The organism is Microbulbifer mixtoriginis (SeqCode), assembly GCF_052467235.1.
Window position 1 is genome coordinate 3,029,957 of sequence record NZ_CP174305.1, and the last position, 18,386, is coordinate 3,048,342.

Consider the following 18,386-nt stretch of genomic DNA (forward strand, 5'->3'; position numbering starts at 1 on the left):
TTCAATCCACTCGCGCCGATGCTGGTAATCTTTCCCGGATACAGTATCCCGACAGCAAAGGAATGCTCGCCGTACACAGCGGGATACGCAGTGGTAATAAGGCGTTGCGTCAAGAGATATCTGGGTGCTTCACGGTAGAGTAATTGATTACACGCGCATTAATCTGGATGAATATCCAGTATTTTGTAGGTTCGTACTCTTTTGTCAATGGTGTTGGCGGTTTATACTTTATGTTTGATGGGTGTCCAAAAATGTCATCGGAAATTCTACCTTTCTGTAATTCTTGCTAATAATTTAGCTAGTAAATTAGTAGTATTGGGGGAGTTGAAGTATATGATTACTCAAGGGGAGTATATTTATTTTATGAATGTGGGTGTTGGCAGTTTTAGGGTTTAGTGCAAAGGAAAGATAGTGATTCCATTTATTTTGCATAAATTCTATAGGTTTCTTATGGTTTTCCTAAAGGATGCTTTTGTTAAATGGGGAGTTTGATTGAACTGGGCTTTGTCGGCCTTTTTATTTCAGCCTTTCTGGCGGCAACAATCCTGCCGCTAAGTTCAGAGATTGTATTGACCACCCTGCTGATCAATGGTCTTTCACCAGTTGCATTGGTAACTGTCGCAACAATTGGTAATGTGGCCGGTTCATTGGTGAATTATGCTCTTGGCTATTGGGCAAGTTTGGGTCTTATAAAAAAATGGTTGAGGATGTCAGAAAATGAATTTATAAAGGCTGAGCAGCGCTTTAAAAAATATGGCCTGATTTCATTAGCTTTTGCTTGGGTTCCAGTTGTCGGTGATCCATTAACTGTTATGGCTGGGGTGTTAAGAATACGACTGTTATGGTTTTTGATTTTGGTGACGGCAGGTAAGCTTTTGCGCTATGTAGTTGTTAGTTATATGGTGTTGCAGGTTTCTTAAATTTAATGATTTTTAGTAACGTTATTTTCTGATTTTTCAATTATTTTTTTTATTTTTTTCGAAGAGTATGACCATAAAGTATCGATTGTGGTCAGATTGTCAAGAGCTTTCAAGTTATATGCCGGAATAATGTCTGGCTTTATATTTGAGGTGGATGATCTTGGTTTTAAGAGTTTGGGGATAGTTTTTTTAATTTTTTGAGTTGGTTGATTTTTGTGCGGTATTTATCAGTACAGAAAAAGATATTGTTAATTTGTATAAGCTCACTCTTATCCCTGGCCTTTTTTGTATAGTTGGAAGTAGATGGTGGTCATGCTAACTGCTGCCAGTTTAGAGTTTTCATTATAGGGGTGTTCCTATAAGTACATAAATTAAAAAAACCTAGCCTTAAACTTTTATTTTATGTTCCATAAATGTGCCGGATAAATCTAGATTAATTAGCAGTATTGTAATATGGAGATCGTCTAAAATACTCGCGAAGAAGGTTGTATTTTTGAGGTGAGTGATCTATTTGTTATTTTTGAATGCCAACTCTCCGCTCGCTTTTTCTCTATTCCAGTCAACTGTCTGAAATTCTGTTACGGCTTCATTAAAGTAAAGGTACATATTGTCAGTTTTTGCTTTAAGAATGACTTCATTTTTTTGAGTGATATCCCAGGTCACCCCTGACCAACTTTTAAGTTTGGAGATGGTGCCGTCGGGTTCAAAAGTGAAAATATAGTTTCGATTCCTCCATTTGTAATTCCATGTGGAGCCCGATACTTTGCTTTTGAAGCTCGCAATGTCAACCATATGATCAAATGAATCCTTATTCTTCGCAAAAGAGAGTGGGCTTAAAAGTAAAAGTGTAATTGCAATAGTTAAACGATTTTTCATGATGAGTCTTGTATGTAATGCTCGATCTAATGTTTTTATTGGTTTTAGCTCAATAAATTTTATAAGAGTGAACTAATCTTTCAGTTTAGAAAGTGATGTATTTATCAGTTTCCCCACTTAACCAATTTCTCCAGTTGATTTCCAGACCTCTGATCCCGCCAATATAGTCTTTATCGACCAGATAATACGAGTGCGTACGATCACCACGCTCCAGCTTATGGACTAAACGAATTACAAAGCTTTTACCGACTGGTGTTGATAATAGAAAGTATAAAAATTGCCCGGCCTGTGCTTGTAAAGGCGCAGTCCCATTTCTTTGTGCATGTCGCCATCTTGTGTTAGGGAGCCTAAGGAATGTACTGATATCCATAAGCCTCTCATGGCGCTTGAGAGGATTTACCCATCTATAATTTTCCCAGTGACTAGTGATGCGCAGTTGCCCGTTCACTTTAGTGAGGGTTTCCATCTGCTCGGCCAAACCTTCATTTAGCCAGGATTGGGCGTAGGGAGTGACAGTATCGGTTATTGCATGACTAACCTCGTGTTTAATAGTGCGGAATGTTCTGGCTCTATCCTCTTGGATGTAAACAATAATTTGGTTATCTTGAGAGAAATATATCCCATAAGAGGCTGATGGTTCTTTTCCCATTCTCTTTCTTAGGTGTTCGTAGTAGGCTTTTTTATCCTTTAGAACCAAGACCTTAACGGGTACCGTTTTATAAAAGTCAAAAAACAGAACGCGATCGTAAAACTCATAGACGAGGTTGACATCTGTAACAATCCTGTTTAATTCCTGATTGCTCAGGTTGGTGTCAATGGCTTCGACGGAAATATCAAATCGAGACCAATCAGACTTGTGCTTTCTAGACTTAATAACTTCTTGTTTAATATTTTCTATTTTCTTGTCACTGAAGTGGACTTGGCCATTTTCATCGATCCACTTGTAGATATTGGCTGTTGCGTTTAGTGGAATTAGAGACAGAAGAGTAGCTAATACAGCTGGTAGGTGAGGAGTCACTGCTTGAAACTTTTAACTAATTGAGAATTGGTACTATGATTCTTTGACTGACACCTGATTCAAGAGGCTACTATCGCCTCTTTTATCGCGGCCTCAGCTAAAAGGCGGTTAGAGTTTAGCGTTGGTAACACAGAATTACTATCATCGATAATCAATGGTATTTCGGTGCAACCCAGGACAACTGCATCACATCCATCCTGTTTAAGGTTGTTAATAGTGTCTTGGAAGTATTGCACTGTTTCCTGTCGAAATACCCCAGTGACTAACTCTCCCATAATCAGCTGCCCGATCCTTTCAACAGCCTTCTTAGGCGGCCGTAACCAACCTATGTTTGCCGCCTCTAGTTTCGACGGATAAACATCGCTCTCAACTAACCATTGGGTACCGAGTAGCCCCAGCTTTCTGTAGCCCTTGATAGTGGCTTCAGCAATAATACTGTCGGCAATATGTAGCCAGGGTAGGGGGGATCTCTCTGTTACATAGTTAAAGGCTTGGTGAATAGTATTGTCGGGGCAGATCAGAAAGTCGGCCCCCTGGGATTCGAGCTTGTCAGCGGAAGAGAGCATTAGATCGCCAACACTTTGAAGATCATTGGAATCCAAATATTCTACATAACGAGCCAGAGAATGAGTGTGCATGGATATCTCGGGATGAGCATGTTCACCAAGATATTTGCCACTTTCTGTGCAAATTGTCTTATAGCATAGGGCTGCGCCCTCAGAGGAGCAACCAACAAGACCGATGTGTTTTGTTTGATTTAAATTCTTCTTTAAGTTCTTCATTCGAGGAAATCACTCAGGCTGAAGCTGATCTAGTTGAGTTTTTCTTTGTTAGTCATTACTTCTAACTGTTCACTAACTTCCTTGAGTTGTTGTGGGTTGTTTGTTGTGTTTTGAATGATATGTAGAGACTTTTGGTAAGCAATATCAAAAGCCTCCTCTTTTGAAGCGATAATATCTGGTAAAACGCCGGTACCTTCCCAGTTGCTTTTGGTAATTGGATTTACAGCTCTTGCGATAGGAATTGATACCTTGAACTCCTTTTCAAGGCTGAGAAATTGTATGGGATGGGCTCCACCTTTGGTGACTTCGCCAATAATTGTGGCTCGTCCGAGATGTTTTAGATAATAAGTAAATGCTTCCGCGGCCGAAAAGGTATCTTTACTGGTTAAAATGAAGACTGGCACTTTGGCTTTTCTTTTTCCATTGAGGGTTTCGAAAGTCCAGAATTCGGTGGTGCTATCTGTTGCTCTCCAGTAAATACTGTTTAGGTGGGTGGGCTTCTCAAAAAGATAACTGCTAATTAGGCGGCCCATATTGCCATCACCGCCGCCATTATTTCTAAGATCGAAGATGATGGCATCGGTATCTTCAATCAAGGTCATTACGGCTTCTAGACGTTTCTTTGAGGCTTCGTTGACATGATCAAAGCCCCAGAAATCGATATAGCCAATGTTACCTTCGAGCACTTCAACGCGCGTAAAACCAGAATTTTTCCTGGCCAGTTTACTGAACCAATCCTCTCGCTTTGGTTGTTTCTTTGGGATGTTTGGATCGTACCAACGCACACCAAAATGCTTATCGTGTTTTTCCAGTGTCTTAGTAAGTAGATCGGCTGTTTGTTTTGGAGTTTTAGTTTTTTTTAGGGCCTCGGAGTGTGCAATTTTTTGCAAGCTTTCACGAATTGAGGAGATGTTCTCCTGAAGTATATAGCGGTTGGAAATCTCAAGCTCAAGGGCATCAATGAGAGACTTTTTTTGCTCTGCTGAGAAGGTGGCGGAGAAGCCGTGCGACGAGATAAGCAAGAATACAACCGCTAGATATTTCTTCATTACAGTAACCCTCTGTTTTCGTTATTCCTTCGAAATCAATATATGGGCCTGGATTGCAGAAAAAAGAGGCTGCCAAAGATAATTTCTGGCACATTTGCCTCAGTTAAGTCGGTAGGGAGGGGTTGACTGGGGGCTTGGCGGTAAGTGAGGGATGTATGACTCTTATCTTTTCTTCTGCTGTTGAAATGCGCCTTAAACTGAGCGCCATCTTTGGAGTCTGGATTCGTTTATAGAGCCAGTTTGGAGAATCTGTTTCTGTGTGTGATCGGAGGGAGCAGATGTACTGGCATCTGCCTAATAGGCTATTCGGTCGCCTGCGATAGATATTTTATGACCGGCTGATATCAAATAGTCTACCCCACCTTTATGCATAGACAATGCCTTCAGAATTTTCTGCGGTAATCCCCATAGAAACTCCTGAGTAATGCGAAATATGCGGCTATATAGCGGTATAGATTACTTTGATGGTTGCTACCTTAGCAGGCATAAATGGCAGATAAATAGTGAAAAACGTGACAGATTTTACCCCCCAATTCAGCCTTCAAAGCGAGGCTCTGAACTGTGAGGATTCCAATGTCTGGGCGGTCAGTGACCGGGCCCATGATCTTGCCGATAAGGGGGAGGATGTCATTTTCCTCTGTGTGGGGGACCCCAACTTCGATACCCCCGAGCCAATTCTGGATTTTGCCCGCGCTCGCCTGGGTGTTGGGCGGACTCATTACTCTCCCGCCGCCGGTGAGCCGGTGTTGCGCAGAGCTATCGCGGATATCGAGAGTAAGGTATCACCCCACCCTTGCAATCCCGATGATGTTGTGGTGTTTCCCGGCGGTACCAATGCTATCTACGCGGTACTTTCCTGCCTGTTGAACCCTGGTGAGGAGATTGTTATCCCAGAACCGATGTATATCGGTTATGTCCCCATTTGTGACAGTCTCAGGCTGTCTGTAAAGCGCGTAGCCTGCCCGGCGGAACAGAATTTTGCGTTCGATGTGGACTCGATCAAAGCGGCAGTCACCGAAGAGACCCGAGTGGTCATGATCAATACCCCGGTCAACCCCACCGGTGCAATGGCAACTCCCGAACAGTTGCGTGAACTGGCTGCCTTTTGCCGTGAGCGCAATATCTGGCTGGTGTCCGATGAAATGTACTCCATGATCACTTTTGCCCGCCGCCATACCTCATTGCGCACAGCAGCAGAGTCTCTGGACAATATTGTGGTGATTGATGGTCTGTCTAAGTCTCATGCCATGAGTGGTTGGCGTCTGGGCTGGGCGGTAGCGCGTGGCCCCCTGGTGGAGCGCCTTGCGGCATTCGCCGGAGCCACTATCTTTGGCTGCCCACAGTTTATCCAGGAAGCTGCGGCTTTTGCCCTGGAGTTCGATACCTATTTCGTGAAACAGATGCGTGACGCCTATGAACGTCGCCGCAATTTGATCGTTGAGAGAATCGGCAAAATTCCGGGGCTTAGCTGTTACAGCCCGGATGCGGGTATGTTTGTGATGGTCAATGTTTCCGAGTTGGCCAGCTCTGGTCAGGTATTCGCCGAGGCCCTGCTGGAAGCCGAGCGGGTATCAGTATTGCCGGGTACACCTTTTGGTGAAAGTGCGGTGAATCATGTGCGTTTGACGCTAGCAGCCGATGACAGTGAGTTGTCGCGCGCTCTGGACCGAATCGAGCGTTTTGTCACCTGCGCTAATCGCCAGGCTAGTTAACCCAAGTGGCGGTAGCCAGCTCTCAGCCTCTCTTGCCGGGGGCTGGCTTTTTCATCTCTGGAGGTTATAGAGTTTCAGCCTCCGGCGATTACCGCTATCCTTGCCCCCTTTCAGATTCAAAAGAAATCAGTTCCGTGAAAATTGACCGGCATAATTTGCGTATTTTGCAGGCTCTGCAAACTAACGCCCGTATTAGCAACCTGAATTTGAGTGAACAAATTGGCTTGTCGGAGAGCGCCTGCCTGGCCAGGGTGAAGCGCCTTACCAGTGAGCGTTATATCCGTGAGTTCCTTGCCGAGATCAATCTGGACAAGGTGCGCCACGCTGAGTTTTATGTGAATGTGGCCCTGAAGCGCCAGGATGCGCGCACCAGTGAAAACTTCCGGCGAATTATCAGTGATATCCCACAGATCGTTTCCTGCGTGAAGATGTCTGGTGAATTCGATTATATGCTGCGCTTTATTTGCCCTGATGCGGCAGACTTCAACCGGGTTTCCGAGCAGTTACTGGCCAATGAGGAGGCCGCTATCTCGCGTATGACTTCGCATTTGGTGATCGAGAAAACCAAGCCTTTTACCGGTTATCCATTGGAGCTTCTCTTCCAGGATTAGGAACAGGCCAGGCAGTGGGCAGGTTTAATGCCACTGCCTGCTCCTTATTTTATGGTGCGGCTTTCGTTTGCACTTTCTGACATGCTGGTCAAAAAGTGATCCTTATTCTTCGACGATACCTACAGCGAATAGAGACTGTTGCCCGCTGGTCAAGAATCCTTTCTCTTGCTTTCTTTGCTGTTTGTTCAATAGCTTGAAGCCCCCAGCTCAAAGAGTTGAGCATGATTAATAGTTATCCAGCCTAGAGATTGCGGAGAGCTGCTCAGTCTGTGCCATGCGTATGACAATTTTGTTGCGGTAAACCCTGCCTTCTTGTACAAGCGTGTTAAATGTGGTGTCTCTAGTCGGCCAGATTAATTTCGGGCTGTCCTAGGTGGCGGGTGCCCATGTTGTTTTGAGCCGTTTTCTTCGGGGATTCTAATCGGTTGAATTAGCTGCCAGGCGAGTAGTCTGGCTTGATCCTGTGACGAATTTAAAGAACTTACCTCCCTTTTATGTCCATTTTGTGAGGTTGGTGATCCAATTGAAAGAGTGGCGGCTGTAACCTCATATATACTTTAGACAGGCTTCTGTGTAGCGACAGCGGTTGGAAAGCTGCTATCAAGAGGCTGGTAATCACCGCTGGTGCAGGGGAGTGGCAGTTGAAATATTTAGGGCGAGTCTACCTGACTCTCAATTTATTGGCTTTTGCGTCTATCGGTCTTGGGGCCCTGTTTAATCCGGAGTCGTTTGCCGCGGCTATTGGATTTACATTTACCTCACCTACCGCTGTGCCCGAATTTCTTGCAACTTACGCCGGCTTTATGTTGGCAATCGCCGTTCTCTTACTGATTGCGTTGGCCATGCGCCCTCACCGCCGTGCCGCCTATGCTTCACTCTCAATCTCTTACATTGGATTCGCGGCTGGCCGTCTCTTTGGCATGTTTTCCAGCGGTAGCTTCGATGAACGCAATTTACTGTTCTTCGCCCTGGAAGTGATCATGGTAATTTGGGGACTCTACTGTTATCGGGAATCTCGTTGGCTTCCCCTGCAACACGGGCATTAATCCAAAACAGCTAAATACTGGGATCGCCCTTAGCTCTGTTCACCGGTGACTTTGGCCTGTGGGCAGTTCTTACTTTTCGCGTTAATACTGAGAGAAGTCTGGCCTGTGTTCAAAGGCACTGGCCTGGTGTTTGCCGCATCCTGTCACTGATGGATATGAGTAATGTCTCAATTCCAAAGTTTGGTGGAAGCTCTGGTTATCCTGGTTGCGCTCTGTGCCTGCGCGATTTGGTTGCGAAGTCGCGGGGTGATTCTTAGAGAAGAGCAAGGAGTATTTGGGCGTCTGGCAACAGACTTTGCGCTGCCCGCAGTAATTTTACATAGCTTGATTAAAGTCCCTTTTTCTTCCCAGGCTCTTCTTCCCGCACTGGCCTTATTTGCTGTGAGTATTGCAATCATGGTGCCTGCGTGGGCAGTGGGTAAATTGATGGGGCTGGGGCGTAAGACCCTCGGCTCGATTGTGTTGGTTGCGGGTTTTGGCGGCTCTTCGACTTTAGGGTTATCGCTGATTCGTCGGATTTTTCACGATAACCCTCTGGTTATGAGAGACAGTGTTCTCATTGGTGAATATGGCGCACTTTTATCTGTATTTACTGTCGGTGTTGCTGTGGCCATTTATTTCGGCCGGGATGAGGGAGAGCAGGTCAATGTTTGGCAGGCCTGTAAGCCTTTCTTTGTATCACCAATTTTTATCACGATGGTTTTAGGCACAATTATTTCCCTATTTGGCCTGCCCCAGGGGAATGTTACTGTGCAGCTGCTGGAGGATATATTACGGATTTCCGGACAATCCTTGATAGTGCTGGTGGCATTTAGTATCGGTCTGGCCCTGCGCCCCATCGCTGTGCGCCAACTGGCGGGCCTGATCCTGGTGGTCGTCCTGTTAAAGCTGGTGGCAGAGCCTATGGTGGCATGGGCTCTGGCAATGCCAATTGAGTTACCGCACATCGAGCGGGAGCTATTGGTTTTACAGGCGGCAATGCCCTCTGGGGCGATTGCCGCCGTACTGGCGAAACGCTATGGATGCGATGGCGGTGTTGCATCCGCAATGGTGGTTGCCACCTCTTTTATCAGTTTGATAACACTTCCGTTGACTCTCTACTTTGAAAGCCAGTGATTGCACTGTAGCCATTGATCAGGCGGTTATTTTCCCAGAGTTGTCATCTGCGGAGTGCTGTTCCAGCGTGGTAGTTTCCACCTGCTGTCCGCCGTGTAGTTTGCCGTCTACAGCCTGGCGGAAAACTTCTTTGTAGTCCTTAAATTCCGTGCCCATTAGGCGGTCCCACCAAGTGAAGTAAAAACCGTAATTGCCCTGAAAACGCTGGTGATGCAGGTCGTGATGAGTTGTGGTGGTCATATTATCCAGCACGCCATCGACCCAGCTGCGTGGGTGGAATTCGCGGCCTGTATGCAGCATGGCGTTGCGGAAAATCATTATGAAAAGGAAGCTAAGCCAGATACTTGGGTGCAATGGTATCGTTAGGGCGATCAGTGGAGAGAAAAGTCCGTTGATAAATATTTCACCGATAGAAAAGCTATAGGCAGTCCAGGGAGTTGGGGTTCGCGACATATGGTGCAACTTATGGAAGTGCTTAAACAGCTTTGGGTGGTGCATTGCCCGATGGGTCCAGTAGAAATAGGCGTCATGCAGGAGAATTACCACAGGCAGGCTCAAGATGCTCCACCAGAGCGGGTAGTCATTCCAGTTCCAATACAGCTTGGCGATCCCCATATCCTGTAGCAAATTTATGCTGATGCCAAACAGGGTGAAAATACAAACAGTCAGCATGGAGTAGCTGACTTCCCGGCGAATATCCCCCCAGCTAGCACGCCGTTTTTGGATGCGGCGCCGGTTCATCCAGGCGCGAAACAGCCAGCTCGCGCAGATACTCATCACAGTAGCCGCCAACACATAGCGAAATAGGGTCAATTTAAAGTGGGTGGTTCCGTAATCAGCCACATCTGCGAAGAAATCCATCTTTTTCACCATCCTTTTTCATCGGCGTTGCTAAAGGGGCAGCGTTGGATATTGAGGATCTTTTGGGATTCTAAGTGCTACCCACATGGGGAGCTTTTGCATCAGTGCTTGCAGTCTGGGGGGCTTTGCTGACTGAGGCTTACGGAAAATGAAAAAATGCTGACGAATTCCGAATTGCTGCCCTCTTAGGCGGGCAGCTTGTCGCGACGGTACTCGGTTGGGGTCTGGTTGTGACGACGCTTAAAAGCGGCATTAAACGGGCTGAGAGATCGGTAGCCGATATCCAGGGCGATGGTCAGCACTGGTAGATGCGCCTGTTCCGGATCGGCCAGGCGGGCGCTGGCCTCATCAATGCGAAATTGATTGAGATATTCGTTGAAGTTTCGATAGCCCAAGTGGCGGTTTATCAGTGTACGCAGCAGGTGCTCGCGGGTATCCAGTTGCTCCGCCAGTTCGCGAATGGTCAACCCGGTGTGTCGATAGCCTCCACTTTCCATATGCTTTTGCAATTTAGCCAATTGCATCTGCTGCTGCTCATCCAAGGTTGGTACAGGTGCTGGAGGTGGGGCTTCCTCTTCAGGGATATCTGTTGCAGGTTGTGGTAGAGAGTCGCCCAGGGCGCTGGGTGAGAGCGCAAGCAGCCATAAACAGGCTGCCAGGGACAGCAGGCTGGCGAGTAGGGCGTGAAGAGTTGGCACACCATTGGGGACGGGGCGGTAGGCAAACAATGATTCAGCACTGATAACGATCAGCATATAAGTGCCTACCGCAATCAACAGTATGGCGCGCAAGCGACGGCGCTCCTCCACCAAATCCGAGTGAAACTGCCCGAGTAGAGTGAGCATGCCCAGGCCAATCAGACCTAAGCGGGTAAATTGGGACAGATTAAAAAAAACCTCTTCGGCGCTATTGCCTAAAGGGATTGGTGAGTGACTAGCGGCGACACTAAAGGCAATGGAGAGGCCGATAGGCATCCAGCCCCAGCGGGGAAAGGGTTCTTCCTCGCGACAGAGCAAGTGGGTAAACAGCCAGAAGGCGGCGGGCACCAGAATCACCGGCAGGTGAATCAGCAGCCCCATGAGCCCGACAAGGGGAGGGAGTGTCGGTAACAGTAAATAACAGATAACACCGATCAAAACCAAAATCAGCCAGCGGCCCGCCGCGAGGCGTCGATGATTGACGGAAACCTTGGTTGCGGCCAGTAAGAGTAAGGCGCAGGCCCCGCCGGAAAAAAATAAATAGCCTGAAGTCACGACTTATCTCCAGCGGTTGGCCCAGGCATCCAGCACCTTACTGCTATAGGTGTGGCGGCCATAGCTGCCGTTGTAGTAGGCGAGGGCGTTGGCCAGATTGCCCTTCGCTTTTTTGATGTAGTGCTTGAGGATGGTGCAGCCGTAACGCAGGTTGGTATCCATATCAATCAGGTTGTCACCGGGACGGCCGATCTCTTTTTTCCAAAATGGCATTACCTGCATCATGCCTTGCGCGCCTACCCGGGATACTGCGTAGGGGTTAAAGGCACTCTCGATCTGGATTACCGCTAGAACAATTTCCGGGCGTAAACCCGCTCGGGTTGCCTCGCGATGCACAGCCTTAAGAACGTACATGCGCCTTTTAGGGTCTTTGATGTAGCGTGCTAGGGGCTGGGATTTTGACATCAGCCACACCTCCGCATCGAAGCGATCGACAAAGCTGTCTGCCTGAGTAATGGCCTCGCGCAGGGCGAGCCGCAACTCGGGGTCCACTTGCTTGGTGTTAGTCTGGGATATCGCACTGCAGCAGATAAGGCAGAACCCCAGTACGGTAATAGCTTTTCTTATCATGTTGGGAATTTTACGAGATCCAGAGAGATTGGGTAGCGCCTTTTATGGGCCTTTTACGCAAATCTGGACAGGAAGAGGCATTTGAATTGAATGGGGCTGTGAAATACCAACGGACTTAAAGTGCTGCGTTGGCATTTCACGGAGGTATTTTGAGATAGATAAGGAATATCTATTTCACCATCAGATTAGCGCAGGCCGAATTTCTCCAGCAGTACTTCCTCCAGCTGGGATACCGCAAACTCCTGGCTTTCAGCATCGGCGCGGCCCTTGTATTCCACAATGCCTTTCTCCAGGCCGCGGTCGCCGATAACGATGCGGTGGGGGATACCGATCAATTCGACATCTGCGAGCATGCCACCCAAGCGAGCCTTGGGCTCATCCATTAGCAGTACATCCACGCCTTTGCTGCGCAGGGATTCATACAGGTGCTCACACTTTTCCCGTACCACATCGCTCTTGTGCATATTGATGGGCACAATTGCCAACTGGAACGGCGCTATGGCGTCTGGCCAAATAATGCCGGAGTCATCGTGGTTTTGCTCAATAGCGGCGGCGACAATCCGGGATACTCCAATGCCGTAACAGCCCATGGACATGACCTGCTCCTTGCCGTTCTCATCGAGTACGGTGGCGTTCATGGCGCGGCTGTATTTGTCACCCAGCTGGAAAATATGGCCGACTTCGATTCCGCGTTTGATTTCCAGGGTGCCCTGGCCGTCGGGGCTGGCGTCACCGGCAACGACATTGCGCAGGTCTTCAACGCGGCCGAGTTCCACGTCGCGGCCCCAGTTCACGCCGGTGAAGTGATAATCGTCGCGGTTGGCGCCACAGATAAAGTCCGCCAGGTGTGCCGCAGCTCGGTCCACAATGGTTTCGAGCTTCATGCCGACGGGTCCTAAAGAGCCGATATTGCAGTCCAGTTCATCGGCAATACGTTGCTCCGGGGCGAACTGCAATGGGCTGGCGATGCCGGCCAATTTTTCTGCTTTCAGTTCGTTCAGTTCATGGTCGCCGCGCAGCACCAGCGCAACCAGGGGCGCGGTTTCACCCTCTTCGCATTCACCCAGCACGATCAGGGTTTTTACGGAATGGGTGGAGTCACTGTTCAGGAATTCGCTGACATCGGCGATGGTTTTTTGCCCTGGCGTGTGTACTTCCTGCATTTCCTGGCTCGGTGCGGCGCGCTCGCCGGCAGGGGCCAAGGCTTCGGCCAGCTCAACATTGGCGGCGTAGCGGGATTCGGTGGAGAAAGCGATATCGTCTTCACCGCTCTGTGCCAGAACGTGGAACTCATGGGAGCTGGAACCGCCGATAGAGCCGGTATCCGCCAGCACCGGGCGGTAGTCCAGGCCAATACGATCAAAAATGCGGCAGTAGGCGCCGTGCATAATGTCGTAAGTTTCCTGCAGGGAATCCGCATCAATGTGGAAGGAGTAGGCATCCTTCATGGTGAATTCACGCGCGCGCATCACACCAAAGCGCGGGCGAATTTCATCGCGGAATTTTGTCTGTATCTGGTAGAAATTGGCCGGCAGCTGCTTGTAGCTTTTGATCTCATTGCGGATCAGGTCGGTAATAACTTCCTCGTGGGTTGGCCCCAGGCAGAAGTCATTGGAGTGACGATCCTGGATACGCAGTAATTCCGGGCCGTACTGCTGCCAGCGGCCGGACTCTTCCCACAGCTCCGCCGGCTGTACTACCGGCATCAATACTTCCAGGGAACCGGCACTGTTCATCTCTTCACGCACAATACGCTCTACTTTGCGCAGTACGCGCAGGCCGGTGGGCAGCCAGGTGTAGAGGCCGGAGGAGAGACGGCGGATCATACCGGCGCGCAGCATCAGCTGATGGCTGATTACTACCGCGTCGTTGGGCGTTTCTTTCTGGGTGGCGATAAGGTAACGGGATGCGCGCATAGGAATAAACTGGGTTCAATTATCGGTAAGCTGGTTATTTTACGCTATTCATCAGCTAATAAATATTGCCGGATAGACTCCCGTATGGGATCGGTTATTTTTTGTGGAAGCTACACCCTGCTGATATTGATAAGGGCGTGGTTAAAGGGGAAATTGGTGTAGCTAAGAATGGGGCTATGGCCAATCTTTAGATGGTATATAGGGGCATAAAAAAACCCCGCAGTTGCGGGGTTTAGTGCCTGAGGCTGGGAGTCTTAGGACTCAGCCATTTCCTTCAGCTTCTTCAGCGGGCGAACTTTTACCTGGATGCTTGCAGGCTTGGCCTTGAAGACAGTCTCTTCACCAGTGAAGGGGTTGATACCTTTACGGGCTTTTTTGGCTGGCTTCTTCACAGTGGTGATTTTCATCAGGCCCGGCAGGGAGAATTCGCCAACAGCGCGCTTCTTGATGTGGCCTTCAATAATATCGCTCAGCTCGTCCAGAACAGACTGTACCTGCTTGCGGGACAGTTCAGTATTTTCTGCGATCTGGTTCAGCACCTGGGTTTTGGTGAACTTCTCTTTGATCGCTTTTACTTTCTTAACTGGAGCGGCAGCGGCTTTCTTGGCTGGAGCCTTTTTGGCAGCAGTGGTTTTGCTGGCAGCTTTCTTGGCGATTGCCATAGCTTACTTCCTTCTTTGTTGTTCGGTGTATATCCGGTAAAAGTGTGTTCGGTCTCCCGCTGCGCTGCATCCACAAAACGGCGTCTCAGCGGGTGATGGTGGGAAGTATATATAGTTTTTGTTTGGCCGCACGGGAAAATACTAGAAAAATAGTGCTTTTTCCTTATTTTGTACCTATTTTGAGATCCCAAACCCCTTCTGCAAAGGCCAAAAGGGGGTGCCTGCTTCTTCCCTCTGGGGGGCTCATGTATACTCTGTCCCCCTTTTTCCAGCATCGGGTACCGAGTAATGCCGATCTATGAATACCAGTGCAATGCCTGCGGCCACGAGATGGAGGCCTTGCAGCGCATGAGCGACAACCCCCTCAAAGACTGTCCAGCCTGTGACAAGGCCGAGTTGCACAAGAAGATTTCAGCAGCGGGATTTCGCCTCAAGGGCGGCGGCTGGTACGAGACAGATTTTAAGACCGGCAGTAAGAAAAATTTGGCCGGTGATGCGGCCAATGGCAGTAAAGCTAAAAGTGGCCAGCCGGCAAAAACGGCGAAGACGGCTTAAACCCGCTGTGCGGAGCCGCTTGTGCGGTGTACTCTCTATTTAACCTTTTTACCTATCGATAACGGGAATTTTCATCCATGCGCAGCGACTACTGTGGCGTCCTTCGTTCCGCGGACATAGACCGTGTAGTAACCCTCTGTGGCTGGGTCGACCGCCGCCGCGATCACGGCGGTGTAATCTTTATCGACCTGCGCGACCGCGAGGGAATTGTTCAGGTGGTATTCGACCCGGATGCGGCCGAGCATTTCGAAATGGCCGATCGCGTGCGCAGCGAATATGTTCTCAAGGTCACCGGCCGTGTGCGCGCCCGCGCGCCCGAAGCCCTTAATCCGAATATGGTGACTGGTGAAGTTGAGGTTTACGGCACTGAGCTTGAAATTCTCAACACGGCAGAGACGGTGCCTTTCCAGCTGGATGAGCACACCGCTGTGGGTGAGGACGTGCGCCTCAAGTACCGCTACCTGGACCTGCGTCGCAACGAGATGCAGAACAATCTGTATTTCCGCTCCAAGCTCACCACGGCCATTCGCAATTATCTGGATGAGCACGGTTTCCTCGATATCGAAACCCCGATCCTGACCCGCGCCACCCCCGAAGGCGCGCGCGATTACCTGGTGCCGAGCCGCACCCACGATGGCAAATTCTTTGCCCTGCCGCAGTCTCCGCAGCTGTTTAAACAGTTGTTGATGGTGTCCGGCTTCGATCGTTACTACCAGATTGCCAAGTGTTTCCGTGATGAAGACCTGCGCGCCGATCGCCAGCCGGAATTCACTCAGATCGATATAGAGACTTCTTTCCTCGACGAAGAAGAGATTATGTCGATCACTGAGGGCATGGTGCGCAAGCTGTTCAAGGAATTGAAAGGCATTGAGTTGGGTGAATTCCCACGTATGTCCCATTACCAGGCGATGTTGCGCTACGGCTCTGACAAGCCGGATCTGCGCATTCCGCTGGAAATGGTAGAGATCAAAGACCTGATGACCGAAGTGGACTTCAAGGTGTTCTCTGGACCGGCCAATGATCCCAAAGGTCGCGTAGCGGCTATCAAGGTGAGCGGTGGTTGCGACAAGCTGACCCGCAAGCAGATCGATGACTACGGCAAGTTTGTGGGCATCTACGGTGCCAAGGGTCTGGCCTATGTGAAGGTGAACGACCGCTCCGACCTGGAGAATGGCCTGCAGTCGCCGATCGTGAAATTCCTGCCCATTGAGACTCGTGCTGCCATTCTTGATCGGCTTGAGGCTGAGAGCGGCGATATTATTTTCTTCGGCGCGGATACTGCCAAAGTGGTCTCCGAAGCGCTGGGTGCGCTGCGCTGCAAACTGGGTGAAGACCTCAATCTGTACACCAGTGAGTGGGCGCCCCTGTGGGTAGTGGCCTTCCCGATGTTCGAGGAAAATGAAGACGGCAGCCTCACCGCGTTGCACCATCCGTTTACTGCACCTTCCTGTAGCCCAGAAGAATTAGAGCAGAACCCACTGGGGGCACTGTCGCGCGCCTACGATATGGTGCTGAATGGTACCGAGCTGGGCGGTGGTTCTGTGCGTATCCACGACCAGGCCATGCAGCAGGCGGTATTCCGTATTCTCGGTATCGATGAAGAAGAGCAGCGCGAGAAATTTGGCTTCCTGCTGGATGCTCTCAAGTATGGTGCGCCGCCCCATGGAGGCCTGGCCTTTGGTTTGGACCGCTTGGTAATGTTGATGACTGGCAGCGATTCTATTCGCGATGTGATTGCCTTCCCCAAAACCCAGAGTGCCGCCTGTGTCATGACGGATGCTCCGGGCACGGTGGATGCCAAGCAGTTGCGCGAGCTGAATATCCGCCTGCGCCAGAAAGAAGAAAAAATCAGCTGATTTTCCCCCGACGGGCCGGGCGAAGCGGGCCTGTCAAATCGTGGTGATGGGCATTTCGCTTCGCTTATTGGCCCATCCCTCGCACAGATTGAAGAGAGACGGAACATGGCCGGACATAGTAAATGGGCCAATATCAAGCACCGTAAAGCGGCTCAGGATGCCAAGCGCGGTAAGATCTTTACCAAGATCATTCGTGAGCTGACCGTAGCTGCCAAGGCGGGCCCCAACCCGGACGATAACCCGACATTGCGCGCGACTATCGACAAGGCTCTGGGCGCGAACATGAAGCGCGACACCATCGATAAAGCCATTGCCCGCGGCGCCGGCAATGCGGAGGGTGATAACTATGAAGCTGTGGTTTATGAAGGTTACGGTGTCGGCGGTGTCGCAGTACTGGTGGAGTGTCTGACCGACAACCGCAACCGTACAGTGGCCGAGGTTCGCCACGCTTTCTCCAAGCGCGGCGGCAACCTGGGTACCGATGGCTCCGTAAGTTATCTGTTCACCCGCAAAGGCCAGATGTTTTACGATATTGGCGTGGATGAAGACGCGCTGATGGAAGCGGCCCTGGAAGCGGGTGCTGAGGATATCGAAACCAACGATGATGGCAGCGTTGAGGTGACCACTGAATTCCAGGATTACCTCACGGTGAAAGATGCGCTGGTAGCCGCAGGCTTCACGCCGGACAGCGCTGAAATCGCCATGATTCCGTCCACCACTATCCCGTTGGATAAAGAGGGGGCAGAGAAGGTGTTGGCCCTGATCGAGATGCTGGAAGATCTCGACGATGTGCAAAATGTTTACACCAACGCGGATATTCCAGCAGAGGTGATGGAAGAGCTGGGCTGAGTCCCAGTTCAGACCGGGGCGGACGGTGTTTGCTCCGGTTTACCCTCATATCGCTTCAGCAGATAGCCACTTTTTCTATGCTGTCTGCGATCTCCCTTGACGCCTCGCTCCCACCTTGGGACACTCCCGCCACTATATAAACATACAGATATTTGGGGAACACCTCTTGACCCGAATCCTGGGTATTGACCCCGGCTCGCGTAAAACCGGCTATGGAATTATTGATGTAGAACGGGGTAATGCCCGCTATGTGGCCAGTGGGGTAATTCGTATTCCCGAAGGCCCCCTACCTGAGCGCCTAAAGCTGATTTTCGATGCGGTTTCTCAGATTGCCCAGCAATACCAACCGGCGCAGATGGCAATTGAGAATGTATTTATGTCTAAGAGTGCGGGCTCAGCACTGAAACTGGGCCAGGCGCGCGGTGCAGCCATAGTGGCCGGGGCCAATAGTGGTCTCGCCGTGGCTGAGTATGAGGCGCGCAAGGTCAAGCAGGCGGTGGTGGGCAGTGGTGCAGCCGATAAGCTGCAGGTGCAGCACATGGTCAAAACTTTGCTGTCACTACCGGGGACTCCCCAGGAGGATGCCGCCGATGCACTCGCCGTGGCTCTCTGCCATATGCACACGGAGCAGACTCTGCTATTTACCGCCGGCGGAGCGCGCAGCCGCTTTCGCCGCGGTCGCCTCAGCGTTTAGAAAACTCTGCAGAACTTGGCCCTCATTCTCATTGTGGGCA

At 49.9% G+C, this 18,386-nt stretch carries 18 protein-coding genes; 9 read left to right on the plus strand and 9 right to left on the minus strand.

All coding sequences use genetic code 11. The features are described 5' to 3' along the window. Positions 1-479 precede the first annotated feature (479 nt). On the plus strand, positions 480-920 hold the full coding sequence (locus ACJJIO_RS13295; RefSeq protein WP_444908730.1) for a YqaA family protein: 441 nt from the start codon (positions 480-482) through the stop codon (positions 918-920). Positions 921-1,427: 507 nt separating this feature from the next. Here ACJJIO_RS13295 and ACJJIO_RS13300 read toward each other — a convergent pair. The 4 genes from ACJJIO_RS13300 to ACJJIO_RS13315 form a co-directional block, all read right to left on the minus strand. Continuing rightward, entirely contained in the window at positions 1,428-1,796 is a 369-nt protein-coding gene (locus tag ACJJIO_RS13300) for a hypothetical protein (RefSeq protein WP_444908731.1), read from the minus strand. An 85-nt stretch (positions 1,797-1,881) separates the two neighbouring features. Further along, entirely contained in the window at positions 1,882-2,814 is a 933-nt protein-coding gene (locus ACJJIO_RS13305; protein WP_444908732.1) for a DUF4124 domain-containing protein, read from the minus strand. A 59-nt stretch (positions 2,815-2,873) separates the two neighbouring features. After that, positions 2,874-3,596: an aspartate/glutamate racemase family protein gene (locus tag ACJJIO_RS13310; RefSeq protein WP_444908733.1), complete on the minus strand. Its 723-nt coding sequence runs from the start codon at positions 3,594-3,596 to the stop codon at positions 2,874-2,876. A 29-nt stretch (positions 3,597-3,625) separates the two neighbouring features. Then, complete coding sequence (locus ACJJIO_RS13315) at positions 3,626-4,645, minus strand: S41 family peptidase (RefSeq protein ID WP_444908734.1); 1,020 nt, start codon at positions 4,643-4,645, stop codon at positions 3,626-3,628. Between the two features lie 503 nt (positions 4,646-5,148). On the opposite strand from ACJJIO_RS13315, the gene ACJJIO_RS13320 reads away from it, so the two are divergent. The 4 genes from ACJJIO_RS13320 (at position 5,149) to ACJJIO_RS13335 (ending at position 9,130) form a co-directional block, all read left to right on the plus strand. Then, a complete protein-coding gene (locus tag ACJJIO_RS13320) occupies positions 5,149-6,357 on the plus strand; it encodes a pyridoxal phosphate-dependent aminotransferase (RefSeq protein WP_444899052.1) in 1,209 nt (402 codons plus the stop codon). Between the two features lie 134 nt (positions 6,358-6,491). Then, positions 6,492-6,968 (plus strand): Lrp/AsnC family transcriptional regulator, encoded by a 477-nt coding sequence (locus ACJJIO_RS13325; protein ID WP_226644702.1) that lies wholly within the window; start codon positions 6,492-6,494, stop codon positions 6,966-6,968. Positions 6,969-7,609: 641 nt separating this feature from the next. After that, positions 7,610-8,014: a DUF4345 family protein gene (locus ACJJIO_RS13330; protein WP_444891307.1), complete on the plus strand. Its 405-nt coding sequence runs from the start codon at positions 7,610-7,612 to the stop codon at positions 8,012-8,014. A gap of 162 nt (positions 8,015-8,176) precedes the next feature. Next, a complete protein-coding gene (locus ACJJIO_RS13335; protein ID WP_252084612.1) occupies positions 8,177-9,130 on the plus strand; it encodes an AEC family transporter in 954 nt (317 codons plus the stop codon). An 18-nt stretch (positions 9,131-9,148) separates the two neighbouring features. Here ACJJIO_RS13335 and ACJJIO_RS13340 read toward each other — a convergent pair whose 3' ends face one another. The 5 genes from ACJJIO_RS13340 to ACJJIO_RS13360 form a co-directional block, all read right to left on the minus strand. After that, positions 9,149-9,991, minus strand: a complete 843-nt coding sequence (locus tag ACJJIO_RS13340) for a sterol desaturase family protein (RefSeq protein ID WP_444903886.1) — start codon at positions 9,989-9,991, stop codon at positions 9,149-9,151. 185 nt (positions 9,992-10,176) lie between these two features. After that, positions 10,177-11,244 carry a helix-turn-helix transcriptional regulator gene (locus tag ACJJIO_RS13345; protein ID WP_444908735.1) on the minus strand — a complete coding sequence of 356 codons (1,068 nt, stop codon included), beginning with the start codon at positions 11,242-11,244 and terminating at the stop codon, positions 10,177-10,179. A gap of 3 nt (positions 11,245-11,247) precedes the next feature. Then, positions 11,248-11,814, minus strand: coding sequence for a lytic transglycosylase domain-containing protein (locus ACJJIO_RS13350; protein ID WP_444908736.1), 567 nt, complete (start codon positions 11,812-11,814; stop codon positions 11,248-11,250). Positions 11,815-11,999: 185 nt separating this feature from the next. Beyond that, positions 12,000-13,730, minus strand: coding sequence for a proline--tRNA ligase (locus ACJJIO_RS13355; RefSeq protein ID WP_444908737.1), 1,731 nt, complete (start codon positions 13,728-13,730; stop codon positions 12,000-12,002). A gap of 254 nt (positions 13,731-13,984) precedes the next feature. Then, the gene (locus ACJJIO_RS13360) at positions 13,985-14,392 is read right to left on the minus strand and encodes an HU family DNA-binding protein (RefSeq protein ID WP_252084616.1); all 408 of its coding nucleotides are present in this window, start codon (positions 14,390-14,392) and stop codon (positions 13,985-13,987) included. Positions 14,393-14,680: 288 nt separating this feature from the next. On the opposite strand from ACJJIO_RS13360, the gene ACJJIO_RS13365 reads away from it, so the two are divergent. The 4 genes from ACJJIO_RS13365 to ruvC all read left to right on the plus strand — a co-directional run bounded on the left by ACJJIO_RS13365 (position 14,681) and on the right by ruvC (position 18,346). Further along, positions 14,681-14,947 carry an FmdB family zinc ribbon protein gene (locus tag ACJJIO_RS13365; RefSeq protein WP_252084617.1) on the plus strand — a complete coding sequence of 89 codons (267 nt, stop codon included), beginning with the start codon at positions 14,681-14,683 and terminating at the stop codon, positions 14,945-14,947. A 77-nt stretch (positions 14,948-15,024) separates the two neighbouring features. Continuing rightward, on the plus strand, positions 15,025-16,803 hold the full coding sequence (aspS, locus tag ACJJIO_RS13370) for an aspartate--tRNA ligase (RefSeq protein ID WP_252084618.1): 1,779 nt from the start codon (positions 15,025-15,027) through the stop codon (positions 16,801-16,803). Positions 16,804-16,908: 105 nt separating this feature from the next. After that, positions 16,909-17,652, plus strand: coding sequence for a YebC/PmpR family DNA-binding transcriptional regulator (locus ACJJIO_RS13375; RefSeq protein WP_252084619.1), 744 nt, complete (start codon positions 16,909-16,911; stop codon positions 17,650-17,652). A gap of 166 nt (positions 17,653-17,818) precedes the next feature. Then, on the plus strand, positions 17,819-18,346 hold the full coding sequence (ruvC, locus tag ACJJIO_RS13380) for a crossover junction endodeoxyribonuclease RuvC (RefSeq protein WP_444903889.1): 528 nt from the start codon (positions 17,819-17,821) through the stop codon (positions 18,344-18,346). Positions 18,347-18,386: the final 40 nt, after the last annotated feature.

Coding starts and splice junctions, on each gene's coding strand:
- ACJJIO_RS13295 (WP_444908730.1), top strand. CDS start 480: ATGGGGAGTTTGATTGAACTGGGCTTTGTCGGCCTTTTTATTTCAGCC.
- ACJJIO_RS13300 (WP_444908731.1), bottom strand. CDS start 1,796: ATGAAAAATCGTTTAACTATTGCAATTACACTTTTACTTTTAAGCCCA.
- ACJJIO_RS13310 (WP_444908733.1), bottom strand. CDS start 3,596: ATGAAGAACTTAAAGAAGAATTTAAATCAAACAAAACACATCGGTCTT.
- ACJJIO_RS13315 (WP_444908734.1), bottom strand. CDS start 4,645: ATGAAGAAATATCTAGCGGTTGTATTCTTGCTTATCTCGTCGCACGGC.
- ACJJIO_RS13335 (WP_252084612.1), top strand. CDS start 8,177: ATGTCTCAATTCCAAAGTTTGGTGGAAGCTCTGGTTATCCTGGTTGCG.
- ACJJIO_RS13340 (WP_444903886.1), bottom strand. CDS start 9,991: ATGGATTTCTTCGCAGATGTGGCTGATTACGGAACCACCCACTTTAAA.
- ACJJIO_RS13350 (WP_444908736.1), bottom strand. CDS start 11,814: ATGATAAGAAAAGCTATTACCGTACTGGGGTTCTGCCTTATCTGCTGC.
- ACJJIO_RS13355 (WP_444908737.1), bottom strand. CDS start 13,730: ATGCGCGCATCCCGTTACCTTATCGCCACCCAGAAAGAAACGCCCAAC.
- ACJJIO_RS13360 (WP_252084616.1), bottom strand. CDS start 14,392: ATGGCAATCGCCAAGAAAGCTGCCAGCAAAACCACTGCTGCCAAAAAG.
- ACJJIO_RS13365 (WP_252084617.1), top strand. CDS start 14,681: ATGCCGATCTATGAATACCAGTGCAATGCCTGCGGCCACGAGATGGAG.
- aspS (WP_252084618.1), top strand. CDS start 15,025: ATGCGCAGCGACTACTGTGGCGTCCTTCGTTCCGCGGACATAGACCGT.
- ACJJIO_RS13375 (WP_252084619.1), top strand. CDS start 16,909: ATGGCCGGACATAGTAAATGGGCCAATATCAAGCACCGTAAAGCGGCT.